The sequence below is a fragment of the Microbacterium resistens genome (genome assembly GCF_031456305.1).
In the GTDB taxonomy this organism is placed as follows: Bacteria; Actinomycetota; Actinomycetes; order Actinomycetales; family Microbacteriaceae; genus Microbacterium; species Microbacterium resistens_A.
Genome location: NZ_JAVDUM010000004.1, coordinates 117,249 through 133,129 on the forward strand (window position 1 = coordinate 117,249; position 15,881 = coordinate 133,129).

The following is a 15,881-nucleotide window of genomic DNA, read 5'->3' on the forward strand; positions in this document are numbered from 1 at the left end:
GCGACGGTCAGAACGTCAGAAGCCGCCGGGCGACGAGGGTCACCAGCAGGGCGCCGAGGACGATGCCGGCCCCGACGAGGCCGGCGGCCGCATAGCCGGGTCCCGTCACGAGCACCCCGCCGAGCGCGGAGCCGCCTGCGATCCCGGCGTTGGAGAGCACGTTGATCCAGGCGCCAGCCATCTCCGGTCCCTCGCGCCCTGCTCGGACCAGCGTGTTCTGATACGTCGAGTTGACCGGGCCGAAGGCCGCCGTCCACAGCGCGGCCGCGACCAGCACGAGCGCGAGGTGCGGGAAGGCGAGAGCGACGCCCAGCTGCGCCACGGCGATCGCCGCGGGCACCGCCACCATCCACCCGTAGGGGTGATGGTCCAGCCTCGGCGCGGCGATGCGGATCCCGACGAGCCCCGTCGCGCCGATCCCGACCAGCACGGCGCTGAGCCACACCGGTGGAAGCCCGGCGGCCAGGAGAAGCGGGCTCACGTACGTGTAGAGCGTGTAGTAGCCGAGGAACGCGGCGCCGGAGAGGCCGGCGATGAGCAGCATCCGTCCCCCGCCGGGGACGAGCGTCCGCCCGGCAGAGACGTCGTGCGAGACCGGCGGGAGCAGCACGCTCGCGGCGATCCCGGCGAGCGTCACGAGGACCGCCAGCACAGCGAAGGCCAGGCGCCAGCCCACGGCCTCGGCGAGCGCCGTGCCCGCGGGGACCCCGAGGATCAGACCGGCGGAGACGCCCGTCGCGACCAGGGCCATGGCGCGCCCGGTCTGCCCCTTCGGGGCGATGCGGGAGGCGTAGCCGATCGAGATGGCGAAGAAGAGGGCGTGGGCCACGCCGCCGATGGCTCTGGCGGCCATGAGCCAGGCGAAGGTCGGCGCCAGGGCGGCGAGCGTGTTCGAGAGCGTGAACACCGCGAGCGTCACCAGGAGGAGGGGCTTGCGGGGCGCACGGGCTGTGAGCCGTGTCAGCGGGACGGCGGTGACCGCGACGAGGATCGCGTACAGGGAGATCAGGGAGCCCGCGCCCGCCTCGTCGACGCCGAACGCGGTCACGATCTCGGGGACGAGACCGATCGGCACGACCTCGGTGGTGATCGCGCCGAGCACGGCGAAGGCGAGGACGTACAGTCCGGCCCAGGGATGGGCGGCGAGAGGGCGCACCGGTCCATTCTGTCGCCCTGCGGGCGCCGTGCCGGACACGCGGGCGTGGCGTCTCCTCGGAACCGCGGTCGCCCGGCGGGGTGAGAGGACGACCTGAGAGGATGTGGGCATGCCCACGCCTGTCGGAACGACGCAGCATGAGGATCCCGCGGTGCCGAGGGGCGTGCCGCTGACGGCGGCCGAGGTCGCGGAGCGGGTCGCGCGGGGCGAGGTGAACGCCGAGGAGTTGCACACCAGCCGGAGCTTCGGCGAGATCTTCCGGGCCAATGCCTTCACGCGCGTGAACGCGATCTACTTCGTGCTCTTCCTGCTGATCCTCGGCACCGGGTATCTGATCGACGGCCTGTTCGCGCTCCTGATCATCGTCAACAGCGTGGTCGGCATGGTGCAGGAGGTGCGGGCCAAGAGGACTCTTGACCGTCTCGCCCTGCTGAGCAAGGCTCCGGCCAGGGTGGAGCGTGCGGAGGGGGTCCGCGAGATCCCCGTCGAGGGCATCGTGCTCGACGACGTGGTGCTGGTGGCATCCGGGGATCAGGTCCCGGTCGACGGCATCGTGATCGACGCGGTCGGGTTCGAGGTCGACGAGTCCCTGCTCACCGGTGAGTCCGAGCCGGTGCTCGGACACCCGGGATCCCCCGTGATGTCGGGAAGCTTCGTCGCCGCCGGCTCCGCCCGTTTCCAGGCGACGGCGGTCGGCGAGCACGCCTACGCCAGCAAGCTCGCCAAGGAGGCCTCGCAGTTCCGCAAGCCCCCGTCGCAGCTGCGCGCCGGCATCGACACGATCCTGAAGTACGTCACCTGGCTGCTGATCCCGGTCGGCGTGCTCACGATCGTGAACCAGATCTGGGGGAACCAGCTGGAGTGGCGCGACGCGGTGCGCGGGCTGGTCGCGGCGCTGGTGCCGATGGTGCCGGAGGGCCTCGTGCTGATGACGAGCGTCGCGATGGCGGTGGGAGTCGTGCGTCTCGGACGGCGGAACTGCCTCGTCCAGGACCTCCCCGCCATCGAGCAGCTTGCGAGGGTGGACGTCGTCTGCACCGACAAGACCGGGACCCTCACCGAGGACGGGATGCGGGTCGGACGGATCGAGACGATCGCGGACGGCGACATCGACGCGGTGCTGGCCACGATCGGCCGCGCCGAGGGCAAGCCCAACAGCAGCATGGCGGCGATCCTGGAGCACGTCGGCGAGGCGGAGCCGCTGCCGTCCGTGCGCTCGGTCGCGTTCTCCTCGGCTCGCAAATGGGCGGCGGTGCAGACCAGGGGCGCAGGCGCCTGGGTGCTCGGGGCACCCGACGTCCTGCTCGCCGAGGGCGACGACGCCCGCGTCCGGTCGGACCTGCTGGCGGTGGAGGGGCTGCGGGTGCTCGCGCTCGCCCGCACCGGAGCGGCGCTGCCTTCCGAGGGGCTTCCGGAGGGACTGACGGCCGTGGCGCTGGTGGTCCTCGACCAGCGCCTGCGCGAGGAGGCGCCGGGGGCCATCGCGTACTTCGCCGAGCAGGGCGTGGACATCAAGGTCATCTCCGGCGACAACTCCGCCGCAGTCGGGGCCATCGCCGCGGCCGTCGGCGTCCCGAACGGCCGCGGCGCGGTGGACGCGCGAACGCTCGATCCCGATGCGGCGGACTTCGAGGGCGAGGTGCGCGACCACTCGTCGTTCGGCCGGGTGACCCCGTCCCAGAAGCGAGCGATGGTGCACTCGCTGCAGGGCGAGGGGCGCGTGGTCGCCATGACCGGCGACGGCGTGAACGACGTGCTCGCCCTCAAGGACTCCGATGTCGGCGTGGCGATGGGCTCGGGGTCGCCGGCGGCCAGAGCGGTGTCGCGGATCGTGCTGCTGGACAACTCCTTCGCCACCCTCCCGCACGTGGTGGCCGAGGGGCGCCGCGTCATCGGCAACATCGAGCGGGTGGCGACGCTGTTCCTCACCAAGACGCTCTACTCGATCCTGCTCGCCTTCCTCGTCGCCGTCACGGCGGTGCCCTTCCCCTTCCTGCCGCGCCATGTGACGCTCATCGCCTGGTTCACGATCGGGATCCCCGCGTTCTTCCTCGCGCTCGCGCCGAACGCCGCGCGCGCCGAGGGCGGGTTCGTCCGTCGCGTGCTCGACGCCGCGGTCCCTGGCGGCATCGGTGCCGCGCTCGCCTCCTACGGCGCCTACCTCACCGCGCGCGCGGTGTTCGGCGTCGGGGAGGCCGAACATGTCCTCACTGCCTCGACGGCCTTCCTCGCCCTCGTCATCGTCGCGTTCTTCGTGTTGTTCACCGTCGCCCGTCCGTATCGTCCGTGGAAGGTGCTGCTGGTCGGCCTGATGGTGGCGGCGATGCTCACGGTCCTCCTCACGCCGCTGGGCGAGAGGGTGTTCACCGTCGACCTCCACGACCCGCTGGCCGTGCTCATCGCCTGCGGGTTCGGGGCGGCGGGGATCGCCGTGCGCTTCCTCGCCCGCTGGGCGATCCAGGCGGTACGGCGTGCGCTGGAGCGTCGACGGGCCGCGAGCGCCGTCCGTTCCGCGGCCTGAGCGGGAGGGCTGTCACACCTCGCGGGGCACTCCGGTCATAGCCAGAGTCGCCCGTATCCGGGAGCTTTGTACGCGCTGCTCGGTCCGGTGTGACGATCGTCTTGATTTCTTCCGGTCGGATCTCCCGATGGCGTGCCGCCCCGCGATGCCATGATGGGGGCATGACAGGAGGCGAGAACGAGCTGGAGTCGGTTCGCGTGGCGCGCGTGCTGCGCGCGGAGATCCTGCACGGCGATCGTGCGCCGGGCTCGCGTCTCGTCGAACGGGACATCGCGGCCGAGCTCGAGGTCAGCAGGCTGCCGGTCCGTGAGGCGATCCGGATGCTGGTCGCGGAGGGCGTCGTCGTCGCGCGGCCCCGGTCGTGGGCGGTCGTGCGGGAGTTCACCGCTCAGGACATCCAGGAGTTCAGTGAGGTGCGCGAGGCCGTCGAGACCCTGGTGTTCCTGCTCGCCGCCGAGCGGCACGACGAGGCGGGGCTCGCGATGCTCCGTGCGGCGCTCGATGAGGAGTTCGCCGGGGCCGAGGCGGACGACGAGGTCAGGGCGCAGGACGCGGCGGGGGAGTTCCACGTCATCGTCGCGCGCCTGGCCGACAACTCCATGCTGAACGAGCTGCTCTTCGGGCTGGTGACGCGCCTGCGCTGGCTTTTCGGGCAGCACGACGACCTGCTCGGGATGGCCGAGCAGCATCGGACGCTGTTCGACGCCATCGCGCGCCGCGACACCGAGCTGTTGCGCGTCGAGGTGCCCCGGCATCTCGACTCCGGTCGCCAGGAGGCGCTGCGTCGTCTGGCGGAGCGCAGTCGCGCGGTCGGCTGAAGGCGCTCAGCGGGCCCGGCGCATCGGCGTCGTGGTGTCGACCGCCTCGCGCAGCGGGCCACGCATCGCCGCCCAGTACCGGACGGGGGCGAGCCTCACGAGCGCGTCGATCAGCCGGGCCTCGCGTCCGACCATCGTCCGCGCCCGCCGGCGGAGCACGCCCTGCACGATCAGCTCCGCCGCGTCCGCGGGGGCGGTGTGGTACATCGCGGCCTGTGCGGCGGCGGCCCTGGCCGCGACCTCCGGGTCGATGGCGGCGGCGTAGCGACCGTGCAGGATGATGCCGGTCCGCACGCCCGCCGGATAGACCGCGCCGACGGTGACCGTCGAGCCCTCCAGCTCGTGCCGCAGCGCCTCCGAGAACGCGCGGACGGCGAACTTGCTCATGGCGTAGGGGATCCGGCCGGCGGGCGAGGCGAGCGCATAGACGCTGGCGAGGTGCGCGATGTGGGCGGCGGGCGCGCGGCGGAGGGCGGGCAGCAGCCCGCGGGTGACCGACACCGTGCCCCACAGGTTCACATCCATCAGCCAGCGCATCTCCTCCATCGTGAGCTGGTCGAGGGAGCCGAGCATCGAGGAGCCGGCGCAGGTGATGAGCGTCTGGATCCGGGGGTGCGCGGCGACGACCTCGGCGGTGACGGCGGCGACGGCCTCGTCGTCGCGCAGGTCGACCACGTGGGTCGTGACCGCGAGGCCGGGACGGGTCGAGGCGAGCTCGGCGGCGAGACGGGCGAGGCCGTCGGCGTCACGATCGATGAGCGCGAGGCCTGCGCCCCGCGCGGCGAGGTTGCGGGCAACCTCCGCCCCCATCCCGCTGGCGGCTCCCGTGATCGCGCTCGTGGAGCCTGCGGGGTTGAGACGTCGCATGGGGGTCCTCCCTCGACGCGCTCGGGTCACGCGTCGTCGCGTCGCCGCGGGGCCGGTGCCTGCGACGTGGACTCCATTGTCGCCCACGACGGGACGGGCCGGAAACGGTACCCTCGACACAAGAGGAGGTAGCGGTGGGACGGAGTGCGGATGCCATCGCCGAAGGCGTCGCCATCGCGACCTCGGCGGCGCGCCTGGCGGTGAAGAACCACATCCTCGTGGGGACCATCGCGCAGGGCGGCTCGTTCGACGCCGGCCGCTACGTGCAGGACGCCCGCGACGCGCTCCTCGTGCTCGCCGCGGAGTCGGAGGAGGCCTCGCAGCTGGTCACTCGTCTCCGCAAGCGGGCTCACGGCCGGTACTCCGACCCCGCGGGCACCCACGACTACCGCGACCGCGATGTGCGCAACCTCAAGCGCCGCGCCAAGCAGTCCGCCGGCGTCGCCCAGCGCTTGCAGGACCTGGCGGAGAACACACCGGCGCTCCGCGAGCTCGTCGAGCAGGCGCGGAGGGCGGCCTGGGGCGACGTCGCAGGCAACCTGCAGCGCCGCCTCCAGGTGGAGGGGATGCGCGCGGACCAGGACCCGGACTACGACACGATGCGCGAGGCACGGATGCAGGCCCTGCGCCTCGTCGACCTCCAGGCGCTCGCATCGGAGCAGCGGTCGCGGCGCAAGCGCATCCAGAAGGCCGAACGGGCGCTCGCCAAGGACGGCGGAAAAGGGGAGAAGAGGGAGAAGAAGGCGAAGTAGCCCGCCGTTGCCCCGTTCTCTCGGGCGGCCGATCGGGCTCGCCCCGATTCGCTTTGCGCGCCGAACTTGGGGTATCGTTGACGAGGCCCGCGCGAGTGGGTATGCGCCTCTAGCTCAATGGATAGAGCATCTGACTACGGATCAGAAGGTTGGGGGTTCGAGTCCCTCGAGGCGCACACTGTGTTGAGACAGTAGACGAGTCCCCGTCGCGGAAGCGACGGGGACTTCGTCGTTGCTCCCCGATGGACAGCCTTCGTCCTCCCGGCCTCGATCCATGTCCCCTCCCCTGATCCGGTCACCGTCTCCGAACATAGCCCTCGACTATGTGGGTTCCCCTACGCCAGGTTCCCGCAATCCCGGGGTGAGGCCGGGGCCTGGTCGCGGAATCGTGACGCCATGTCATGATCAGGAAATTCGCGCCGTCAACTGGGGAGGCGCGCAGCTCAGATCTGGGGGGATCTATGAAGATTCATTCTGAGCGCCGGGGATTCCGCGCGCTCGCAACCATCGCCGCGGCGCTCATCGCCGGGGCAGGCCTCACCGTCGCCGGTGCGGCCGCGGCTCAGGCCGCCGAAGTGGACGCCATCACCGGCCTGTCCACGCATCCCGCCGAAGTGCTTCGGGCGCAGTCGATCTCGGTCGAGGGAACCTATGTGGTGCCCGACGGCGCGAAGGCCGGCGACACGATGACGATCGCGTTCGGGGACAAGGTCGAAGGCCAGCCGTCCACTTTCGTCCTGCGGGACAAGGCCGGCGCGAAGATCGCCGACTGCGCCGTCGTGGCGAAGTCCGCGGTCTGCACCTTCACCGACTACGTGCAGTCCCACTCGGGGGTCAGCGGGACGTTCGCGTTCCCCGTCATCGGTCAGGTCATCACCGAGGGCGCTGGTCTTGACTGGACGACCGGCACGGGCAAGCCTCTGCACACCAACACCGAGATCCTCCCGCGAGGGAGCGGCCTCCCGGATCGGCTGTACAAGAGCTACCGCAGCAACCTCGATGGCAGCATCGACTACACCTATGCGCTCCCCGGCGAGCTTCTCGTCAAGGAGGGGTTCGCTGTCGTCGACTCCTACGACGCTCGCACGATCCTGCAGCGCCCGACCATCTCGATCGGGACCCGCGATCGTGACCCGAACACGGGAACGATCGGCAATCTCGTTGAGCTCGATCCGGCGGACTACGTGCTCACGTACGACGACGCCGTGCCCAGCTTCACCGTGACCTTCAAGAAGGGCGTGGTCCGCGACTCGATCGATCAGGCGTTCTTCGTGTCGTACACGATGGTTCCGGACGACACGGTCGTCAACGGGACGAAGCTCGCCAACACTGCTGCGGTGGGCGAGAAGAACTACGTCCTGGAGCACGTCTACAACGGCACCGGCGGCGGCGGCGCCGGACTCCTCGGCGCGGCTTCCTGGAGCAAGGTCGATGAGAAGGGCAAGCCCCTGGGCGGCGCGGAGTTCACGCTCGCCGGTCCCAACGGGTACTCGGAGTCGATCGTCGACAACGGCCCTCTCGATCAGGATCCCGCTGCTGGCGAGATCAGCGTCGCTCAGCTCTCGAAGGGTACCTACACCCTGACGGAGACGAAGGCGCCTGCCGGTTACGAGAAGAGCAGCAAGTCCTTCACCGTGACCATCGCCTCCGGTGGCATGACGCAGTCCTTCGGTGACGTGGTGAACGTGAAGAAGGTCACGCCGACTCCCACGCCGACGCCGACTCCCACGCCGACTCCCACGCCGACGCCGACCCCGACTCCCACGCCGACCCCGACGCCGACTCCGACGGTCACGCCCACGCCGACGCCGACTCCGACGGTCACTCCGACCCCGACGCCGACGCCGACTGTGACGCCGACTCCGAAGCCGACGCCGACCGTCACCCCGACGCCGAAGCCGACGCCGACTGTGACGCCGAAGCCGACGGTCACGCCGAAGCCGACTGTGGCCCCGACTCCGAAGCCGACCGTGGCTCCGAAGCCGGCACCGCACCTGCCGGTCGTCTCCGGCTGACGCTGTAGCTGATCAGTCACGGGTGGTGGCGTTCCGCGAGTCGGAGCGCCACCACCCTTTTCTTGCAAGAAGTCTCCGGGGGTTGAGATGCGTCGTCGCACGAAGCGAATTGTCCTGATCGTGGCGGGAATCATCGCCGTCATCGCGTGTGCGGTGGTGATTGTCATCGGCGCCCAAGGCGGGTTCGGAGCCTCATCGCCGCCCTCGGCGGAACGGCCATCTGCGTCCGCGTCGACGGCGCCGCAGGAGTCCACGGCGCCGACGGCGCTCTCGGATGCTGCGCTCGCCGCGCTGCCCGAGGCGCGGTACGACGCCGTCATCCCCGCGTTGCCTGCCGCACCTGCGGAGATCGACCTCGCAGCGGCACAGGTCGGCGCCCTCGCGGAGAACACGCCGATCTCGGCCGAAGAGGGCGGGAGCCCTGTTGCCTGGCTCGCTGGCGAGAACTTCCTCTACGAGCCGACCACGGTGTTCGTCCTCCGGACGACGGCCGACGGGTGGAGCGAGATCCTCACCCCCGCGCGCAAGACCCTTCCGTCGCAGGCGGCGGACTCTCCGGCGCAGACGTCGGGCTGGGTGCGGCAGGAGGCCGTCCAGGCCGCCGCCGCCGTCACCTCGCGCGTCGTCATCGCGGAGGGCGCGCAGACGCTCACCGTCACGGCGCCGGACGGATCGGTGGCCGAGTTCCCCGTGGGCATCGGTGCCGAGGATACCCCGACCCCGACGGGTGTCACGGGCTACCTCCAGGCGCGCTATCTCGACCCCGCGCAGGGCCAGACCGAGTACCCCATCCAGCTCTCGACCCTTCACTCCACGGCCGCCGATGAGCCGTACGGGGGATCGGACGGCGGGTTGATCGGTATCCACTACGACCCCACGAACTCCGGGGCGATCAGCCACGGGTGCGTCCGTCTCTCCGCCGAAGCGATCGCGGCCGTGAACGCCCTGCCTCTGGGCACGCCGGTCACGATCACGGAGTGAGCGATGCGGACGCGACCATCGACCCGACGACGGCGTAGCCTGGGATCGTGACAGCGTACGTCTCGGCCTTCGACCTCTTCTCCATCGGAGTGGGGCCGTCGAGCTCCCATACCGTCGGCCCGATGCGGGCCGGTCTCGACTTCGGGAGACGACTGCGAGGCGGCGGGCTCCTGGAGCGGACCGCACGCGTCACCTGCTCGCTCTACGGCTCTCTGGGCGCGACGGGCATCGGTCACGGGACGCCGGACGCCGTCGTGGCCGGGCTTCAGGCGCTGACGCCGGAGACCTGCGATCCGGCGGATGTGCGCCGTGCATGGACCGACTGGGGGGACGGCTCCTTGCTCGCCCTCGACGGCACCCACCGGATCCCGTTCGCGAAAGAGGACATCGTCTTCGAGCCGAGGACGCGCCTTCCCGGCCACCCGAACGCCATGACGCTGCGTGCCCTCGACGAGGCCGGCGATGTCGTCACCGAGGAGACCTACTACTCCGTCGGCGGCGGCTTCATCCGGCGGGACGGCGAGGAGACGAAGCTGGGCGGGCACGAGCACCCGTTCTCCTACCGCGATGCCGCGACGCTCCTGGAGCTCTGCGACGAGCACGGCCTGACCATCGCGGAGCTCGCGCGTCGCAACGAGACGGCCGTCCGCTCCGAGGAGGAGGTGGCCGCCGGGCTCGATGCGATCTGGGATGCGATGTCCGGATGCGTGGAGGCGGGGCTGCATGCGGAAGGTACGCTGCCCGGCATCCTCAAGGTCAAGCGCCGGGCCGCCGTGATCCGCGGCCAGTTGGAGTCCACCGAGGCGGACGGGCATCGTGAGCTCCCCGGAGAATGGCTGGGCGCGTTCGCGCTCGCCGTGAACGAGGAGAACGCGGCGGGCGGCCGTGTGGTCACGGCGCCGACGAACGGTGCGGCCGGGATCCTCCCCGCCGTGGCGATGTACTGGTGGCGCTTCCTGGCCGACTCCGGCCTCGGCGCGGGCAACGCGGTCACGCCGTACGGCGAGCTGGTGGGCAGCGCCCTGCTCGGTTTCGACGGCACGTCGGTGGACGTCGAGCCGGACGACGATTCCGTGACCGCGGAGGCGAACCGGCGACGCGGCATCCGACGGTTCCTGCTGACCGCGACGGCCCTCGGATCCCTGTTCAAGGCGAACGCGTCGATCTCCGGAGCCGAGGGCGGATGCCAGGCGGAGGTCGGCTCGGCCTGCGCGATGGCGGCGGGCGGGCTGACCGCCGTCATGGGCGGGACGAACCGTCAGATCGAGAACGCCGCCGAGATCGCGATGGAGCATCACCTCGGGCTCACCTGCGATCCGATCGGCGGGCTCGTGCAGATCCCGTGCATCGAGCGGAACGCGATCGCGGCGTCGACCGCGGTAACCGCCGCGCGCCTCGCTCTCCGTGGCGACGGCTCGCACTATGTCTCGCTGGACGCCGTCGTCGAGACCATGCGTCAGACGGGACTGGACATGTCGACGAAGTACAAGGAGACCAGCGAGGGCGGTCTCGCTGTCAACGTCATCGAGTGCTGATCGCATGACCGCCGTCCGCCGTCGAGGTCGCCCACGGGGGGAGACCGGGGCGCGGGACCGGATCGTCGCGGCGGCCGTGCACGAGTTCGGCGAGAAGGGCTACGACGCGGCGACCATCCGCGCCATCGCGACGGGCGCGGGCGTGGACTCCGCGCTCGTCCATCACTACTTCGGGACGAAGGCCGACCTCTTCGCGGAGGCGGCGGGTTTCCCGCTGCGTCCGGACGTGGAGGTCCCGCTCATCCTGCGTGGCCCGCGTGAGGAGGCGGGGGAGCGGATCGTGCGCTACGTGCTGGAGTCGTTCGAGCGGCCCGAGGTGCGCAAGCGCGGGGTCATGCTGCTCCGCTCCGCAGTGGGCGGGCGGGCGACGACGCCGCTCCTGGCCGGCTTCCTCTCGCGCGAGCTGCTCCCGCGGATCTCCCGGACGCTCGACGCTCCCGATGCGGAGCTGCGCGCGACCCTGGTGGGCTCGCAGATCGCCGGAATGCTCATCGCCCGCTACGTCCTCCGTCTGCCCGGCCTGGCGGAGGCCTCCGTCGACGAGCTCGTCGACCGGGTCGGCCCGACGATCCAGCGGTACCTCTTCGGCGCCGACCCCGCGTGACCGTCGCTCCGCCGATGGGGGATGCCGCACCCTCTTGACGGAGGTCTGTCCGCACCGCATTATTCATCACATGATGAATAATGCGGTGACCGTGACGGGACTGCATGTCCGGCGGGGAGGGACGACGGTCTTCGACGGGCTGGACATGACGATTCCCCGCGGGACGATCACGGGTCTCCTCGGTCCGTCGGGCTGCGGGAAGACCACGCTGATGCGCTCGATCGTCGGTGTGCAGCGGATCCTCTCGGGCCGCATCGACGTGCTCGGCGCCCCGGCGGGATCCGCGCGGCTGCGGAGGAGGGTGGCCTACGGCACCCAGGGCTCCGCGGTCTACGGCGACCTCACGGTCCGGCAGAACCTGCAGTACCTCGCCGCAGTGCTCGGCATGGAGCGAGGCGAAGTGGGGCGAGGCGGAGCAGGGCGGCGTGAGGTGGATCGGGTGATCGCGGAGGTGGGGCTCGGTGAGCAGGCTCGCCAGACGGTCGGATCGCTCAGCGGCGGACAGACGAGCCGGGTCTCGCTCGGACTTGCGCTGCTCGGGGCGCCGGAGCTGATCGTGCTCGATGAGCCGACCGTAGGGCTCGATCCGGTGCTGCGAGCCGACCTGTGGGCGCTGTTCCGGAGGATCGCGGACGACGGGACGACCCTCATCGTGTCCAGCCATGTCATGGACGAGGCCGCGCGCTGCGATCGTCTCCTGCTTATGCGGGCGGGAAGGGCGATCGCCGAGACGACGCCGCAGGCGCTGCTGGCCGACACCGGCGAACCCGATCCGGAGGCGGCGTTCCTGGCGCTCATCGCCCGCGACGAGGCCACGCATGCGCCGGGCAGGCGCGGACATCGAGCGGAGGGGCGGCGATGAACGTGCGGCGGACTCTCGCGACGGCCGGCCGGGTGCTCGCCCAGCTGCGTCACGACCCGCGATCCATCGCCCTGATGCTCGTGGCGCCGAGCCTCCTGGCCGGGCTCTTCGCCTGGCTGTTCGCGGATCAGACCGGTGTCTTCGACCGCTTCGGCGGGCCGATCCTCGCCCTGTTCCCCTTCATCCTGATGTTCCTGCTCACCTCCATCACCACGCTCCGGGAGCGCCGTTCGGGAACGCTGGAACGTCTGATGACGACGCCCCTCGGCAAGGCGGACTTCATCCTCGGCTATGCGCTCGCCTTCGGTCTCATGGCGGTGCTGCAGGCGGTGATCACCGTGGCCTTCGCCGTCGTCGTGTGCGGGCTCACCGTCGACGGCCCGCTGTGGCGGCTGGGACTCGTGGCGGTCGTCGATGCGCTTCTGGGCACCGCCCTCGGGCTCTTGGCGAGCGCCTTCGCGCGGACCGAGTTCCAGGCCGTGCAGTTCATGCCCGTCCTGGTGTTCCCGCAGATCATCCTGGGCGGGCTGTTCATGCCGCGGGATCAGATGCCCGACGTGCTGCACGCGATCTCGGACTGGCTGCCGCTCAGTCATGCCATCGATGCGATTCAGGCGGTCACCGCCGGGGAAGACGGGTGGGATCTTTGGGGGCCGGTGCTCATCGTCGCCGCGTTCGCCGCGGCGTTCCTGGTGCTGGCCCCTCTCACGCTGCGTCGCCGGACCCCGTAGCGGCGGTGACCACGATGGGTCTGGATCGGCACGGCGAGCGCGGAGCTACTCGCGGTCGAGGCCGAAGGTGCGTTTGACGAGCGCTTGCACGTCACGGTCCAGCCCGTTGATGCTCGTGTCCACGGCGTCGAAACGGGTGTCCACGGCGTCGAACCGTGCGTTCACGGCCTCGAAACGCCCGTTCACGGCCTCGAAACGCCCGTTCATCTCGGCACGGAGCCCGCCGATCTCTGCGCGCAGCTCGGTACGGACGCTGCCGATCTCGGTGCGAAGCACGCGAATGAACAGCGTCGAGACGATGGTGACCATGCCGAACATCAGCGCCGTGAAGGCGCCGATCATCGTCCAGATCTGCGGTTCGGTCATCTCGATCACCCTTTCAGTCTGCGCCGATGCCTCCAGCGTGCCAATGGACGATGGTCGAGATCTTTCGTCTTCCGCGCATGGGGGACAACGAGCGTCCCCGGGCGATTGTGGAGGGGGGTTGACGTGTGCGACGTGCGATCGACGGACCCGCGGAGCGCAGCCGCAGCAACCGGGGAGGTCCGGTCGGCGGCTCGGTGGCTGCTCAGCGGCTGCGGAGCTTGCGGGTGAGCGCGCGGAGGGTCCGCTGCTCCTCCTCGGTGAGGGGCGCCATCTTCTCGGCGATGGTGCGGCCGTGCACGGTGGCGAGCTGGCGGAACTTCCGCACACCGTCGTCGGTGGCGTGGATGACGGCGCCGCGCCCGTCGGTGGGGTCGACGCCCTTCGTGAGCAGTCCGCGGCCGACCATCCGGTCCACAAGACGCGAGACGCTGGGCTGGCTGATGAGCATGTTCGCGGTGAGCTCGCGCAGTCGCACGGTGCGATCGCCGCAGCGGGTGACGGTGAGCAGCACGTCGTACTCCGCCGCGCTGAGCCCGGCGCCGTCGAAGTCGGCCGACATCTCGATGAAGATCTCGTGCTGTGCGCGGAAGAGGCTCTCCCAGGCCTCGATGGCCAGCTTCCGGTCGCTCATCCTTTCAGAGTACCGGCAGCCTCCGACGCCGGGGAGGCGCCACGATCGGGACGCAGTAAGGGCCGGTCGGAGAGGCTTCCGGCCGGCCCTTGTCCCTTGCACCAAGAGTGTCCTGCAATCACATGCGGTGGATGCCACAGCAAACATTCACCGTGCTCACACTGTATAACGGCCAGGTAACGAATGCAACGTTTTGGTCACGGCGGATGACTCGGGCGTCGCTGTCCGATCTCACGAAAGTCGTCGGAGCGTCTCGCTCATGCGGGCCTGCGGCACGGAGAGGTGACGGGTTGACCTGCCCCACGGATCTGGCGCCTTGGATGTCTGATCCCGAGATCGCGGCAACCCCCGTGGGGATCAGCGCGAACGAGAAGACCGTCCGCTCGTCATTCTGAGGCTCGTTCCCGGAGGTGCCGAGTGTTGTGCGGCTTAGAGGCGGGCGGTTGCGGGCGGTAGGTTCGTCTGATGACAGAATCCGCTGGAGCCCCGTCCGCGTCGCCTCTGTTTGAGAGTATCGCCGCGATCGATCGGTCGATTCCCCTTAGCATGCCGGTCTACACCAAGGTGGGGCACGTCTCTCCGAGGCTCGACCGATCAGAAGCCAAGATCGCCTACCTCGTCGACTACATCAACTACCTCGAACAACGCATCGCCGCGCTCGAGACACGATGACCACCACTGCCGGGCACTGTCCGTCGGCCCGCCAAGGGTGCTGTCATCGCCGCTCGCTGTTCCGCTCGCGGAGCATCCATCGCAGGTAGGCCTGCGATGCGACCACCATCGAGGCTGCATACACGAGCAGCGGCACGCACACGAGCACCACGATGAGACCGACAACACTCCCGTGCGTCGATCATCTGCACCCGCAGGACGTTCATGACTCCCGCGAAATTCCGCGGGAGCCATGTCTCAACGTCAGAGTGTCAGAGCGCCGGAGCGTCAGACCGTCAGACCGTCAGGAGCACCTTCGTGGCGCGGCGCTCGTCCATGGCGCGGTATCCCTCCGCGGCGTCCTCGAGAGGGAGGGTGAGATCGAACACCGCGCCGGGGTCGATCGACCGGTCCCAGATCCGCTGGATGAGCTCGGGGAGGAAGCGGCGGACCGGCGCAGGGCCGCCGTGCAGGTGCACGCCGGAGAAGAACAGCTCCCGGCCGGGGAGCGCCACGTCGTGCGAGACGCCGACGTAGCCGACGTGTCCGCCAGCTCGCGTCGAGCGGATCGCCTGCATCATCGACTCCTGAGTGCCGACCGCCTCGATCACCGAATGCGCGCCGAGCCCGTTCGTCAGCGCCTTGACCGCGGCGACACCGGCGTCCCCGCGCTCGGCGACGATGTCGGTCGCGCCGAAGCGCCGGGCCAGCTCCTGGCGATCGGCATGCCGGCTCATCGCGATGATCCGCTCGGCGCCGAGCTCCCTCGCGGCGAGGATGCCGAGGAGCCCGACCGCGCCGTCACCGACGACGGCGACCGTCTTCCCGGGGCCGACCTCCGCGGCGACGGCGGCGAACCAGCCGGTGCCGAGCACGTCGGACGCGGCGAGCAGGGACGGGATGAGATCGGGGTCCGGCCTGCCCGGCGTCGCGACGAGGGTGCCGTCGGCGTGCGGCACGAGCGCATACTCGGCCTGGGTGCCGAAGCGGCCCATGGGCACGACGTGCACGCAGCGGGACTGGTACCCGGCTCGGCAGATCTCGCAGGTGTTGTCGGAGGCCATGAAGGATCCGACGACGAAGTCGCCGACCTCGACGCTCTTCACCTCCGCGCCGATCTCCTCGACGACGCCGACGTACTCGTGGCCCATCGGGGTGGCGTCCACCCCGTCCGCGCCGCGGTACGGCCAGAGGTCCGAGCCGCAGATGCAGGTCGCCGCGATCCTGATCACGGCATCCGTCGGCCGGGTGATCGTCGGCTTCTCCCGATCCTCGACACGGACGTCTCCGGGGCCGTGCATCACTACTCCGCGCATCTGCTGTCGTGCTCCTTCTGGTGAGTGGTCTTCCTGGCGAACGGCCGGCGCCGGCGCCTCGGTGCGGGACGATCC

15 protein-coding genes, 1 tRNA gene and 1 pseudogene are annotated in these 15,881 nt (G+C 70.3%); 12 read left to right on the forward strand and 5 right to left on the reverse strand.

The genetic code is table 11. The annotated features are described in order from the left end of the window. Positions 1 to 7: 7 nt before the first annotated feature. Positions 8 to 1,156, reverse strand: a complete 1,149-nt coding sequence (locus J2Y69_RS05920) for an MFS transporter (protein ID WP_310018551.1) — start codon at positions 1,154 to 1,156, stop codon at positions 8 to 10. A 109-nt stretch (positions 1,157 to 1,265) separates the two neighbouring features. Between J2Y69_RS05920 and J2Y69_RS05925 the strand changes: the two genes are divergently transcribed. Both J2Y69_RS05925 and J2Y69_RS05930 read left to right on the forward strand, forming a co-directional pair. Further along, the gene (locus tag J2Y69_RS05925; protein WP_310018553.1) at positions 1,266 to 3,677 is read left to right on the forward strand and encodes an HAD-IC family P-type ATPase; all 2,412 of its coding nucleotides are present in this window, start codon (positions 1,266 to 1,268) and stop codon (positions 3,675 to 3,677) included. A 161-nt stretch (positions 3,678 to 3,838) separates the two neighbouring features. Next, positions 3,839 to 4,495 (forward strand): GntR family transcriptional regulator, encoded by a 657-nt coding sequence (locus J2Y69_RS05930; RefSeq protein ID WP_310018555.1) that lies wholly within the window; start codon positions 3,839 to 3,841, stop codon positions 4,493 to 4,495. Positions 4,496 to 4,501: 6 nt separating this feature from the next. Here the strand turns inward: J2Y69_RS05930 and J2Y69_RS05935 are convergent, their stop codons facing one another. Next, entirely contained in the window at positions 4,502 to 5,362 is an 861-nt protein-coding gene (locus J2Y69_RS05935; protein WP_310018557.1) for an SDR family NAD(P)-dependent oxidoreductase, read from the reverse strand. Positions 5,363 to 5,496: 134 nt separating this feature from the next. Between J2Y69_RS05935 and J2Y69_RS05940 the strand changes: the two genes are divergently transcribed. From J2Y69_RS05940 to J2Y69_RS05975, 9 genes and pseudogenes are all read left to right on the forward strand, one after another. After that, positions 5,497 to 6,114: an asparagine synthase gene (locus tag J2Y69_RS05940; RefSeq protein ID WP_310018559.1), complete on the forward strand. Its 618-nt coding sequence runs from the start codon at positions 5,497 to 5,499 to the stop codon at positions 6,112 to 6,114. 103 nt (positions 6,115 to 6,217) lie between these two features. After that, positions 6,218 to 6,290 (forward strand) — tRNA-Arg (locus J2Y69_RS05945). 285 nt (positions 6,291 to 6,575) lie between these two features. Next, positions 6,576 to 6,914 (forward strand): annotated as a pseudogene (locus tag J2Y69_RS18050) (hypothetical protein); the annotation flags it as partial. A gap of 171 nt (positions 6,915 to 7,085) precedes the next feature. Beyond that, complete coding sequence (locus J2Y69_RS05950; protein WP_396653052.1) at positions 7,086 to 8,129, forward strand: prealbumin-like fold domain-containing protein; 1,044 nt, start codon at positions 7,086 to 7,088, stop codon at positions 8,127 to 8,129. Positions 8,130 to 8,249: 120 nt separating this feature from the next. Next, complete coding sequence (locus tag J2Y69_RS05955; protein ID WP_310018562.1) at positions 8,250 to 9,110, forward strand: L,D-transpeptidase; 861 nt, start codon at positions 8,250 to 8,252, stop codon at positions 9,108 to 9,110. 47 nt (positions 9,111 to 9,157) lie between these two features. Next, entirely contained in the window at positions 9,158 to 10,645 is a 1,488-nt protein-coding gene (locus tag J2Y69_RS05960) for an L-serine ammonia-lyase, iron-sulfur-dependent, subunit alpha (RefSeq protein ID WP_310018564.1), read from the forward strand. Positions 10,646 to 10,649: 4 nt separating this feature from the next. Further along, a complete protein-coding gene (locus tag J2Y69_RS05965; protein WP_310018566.1) occupies positions 10,650 to 11,249 on the forward strand; it encodes a TetR/AcrR family transcriptional regulator in 600 nt (199 codons plus the stop codon). A 70-nt stretch (positions 11,250 to 11,319) separates the two neighbouring features. Next, positions 11,320 to 12,111 carry an ABC transporter ATP-binding protein gene (locus J2Y69_RS05970; RefSeq protein ID WP_310018568.1) on the forward strand — a complete coding sequence of 264 codons (792 nt, stop codon included), beginning with the start codon at positions 11,320 to 11,322 and terminating at the stop codon, positions 12,109 to 12,111. After that, positions 12,108 to 12,842, forward strand: a complete 735-nt coding sequence (locus J2Y69_RS05975) for an ABC transporter permease (RefSeq protein WP_310018569.1) — start codon at positions 12,108 to 12,110, stop codon at positions 12,840 to 12,842. Before J2Y69_RS05970 ends, J2Y69_RS05975 begins: the two co-directional genes overlap by 4 nt. Before the next feature lie 45 nt (positions 12,843 to 12,887). Here the strand turns inward: J2Y69_RS05975 and J2Y69_RS05980 are convergent, their stop codons facing one another. Together J2Y69_RS05980 and J2Y69_RS05985 are read right to left on the reverse strand one after the other, a co-directional pair. Continuing rightward, entirely contained in the window at positions 12,888 to 13,208 is a 321-nt protein-coding gene (locus tag J2Y69_RS05980; protein ID WP_310018571.1) for a hypothetical protein, read from the reverse strand. 202 nt (positions 13,209 to 13,410) lie between these two features. Next, on the reverse strand, positions 13,411 to 13,839 hold the full coding sequence (locus tag J2Y69_RS05985; protein WP_310018572.1) for a MarR family winged helix-turn-helix transcriptional regulator: 429 nt from the start codon (positions 13,837 to 13,839) through the stop codon (positions 13,411 to 13,413). A gap of 546 nt (positions 13,840 to 14,385) precedes the next feature. Between J2Y69_RS05985 and J2Y69_RS05990 the strand changes: the two genes are divergently transcribed. Continuing rightward, the gene (locus tag J2Y69_RS05990) at positions 14,386 to 14,511 is read left to right on the forward strand and encodes a hypothetical protein (protein ID WP_310018574.1); all 126 of its coding nucleotides are present in this window, start codon (positions 14,386 to 14,388) and stop codon (positions 14,509 to 14,511) included. Positions 14,512 to 14,786: 275 nt separating this feature from the next. On the opposite strand, the gene J2Y69_RS05995 is transcribed toward J2Y69_RS05990, so the two are convergent. Then, positions 14,787 to 15,806, reverse strand: coding sequence for a zinc-dependent alcohol dehydrogenase family protein (locus tag J2Y69_RS05995; protein WP_310018576.1), 1,020 nt, complete (start codon positions 15,804 to 15,806; stop codon positions 14,787 to 14,789). Positions 15,807 to 15,881: the final 75 nt, after the last annotated feature.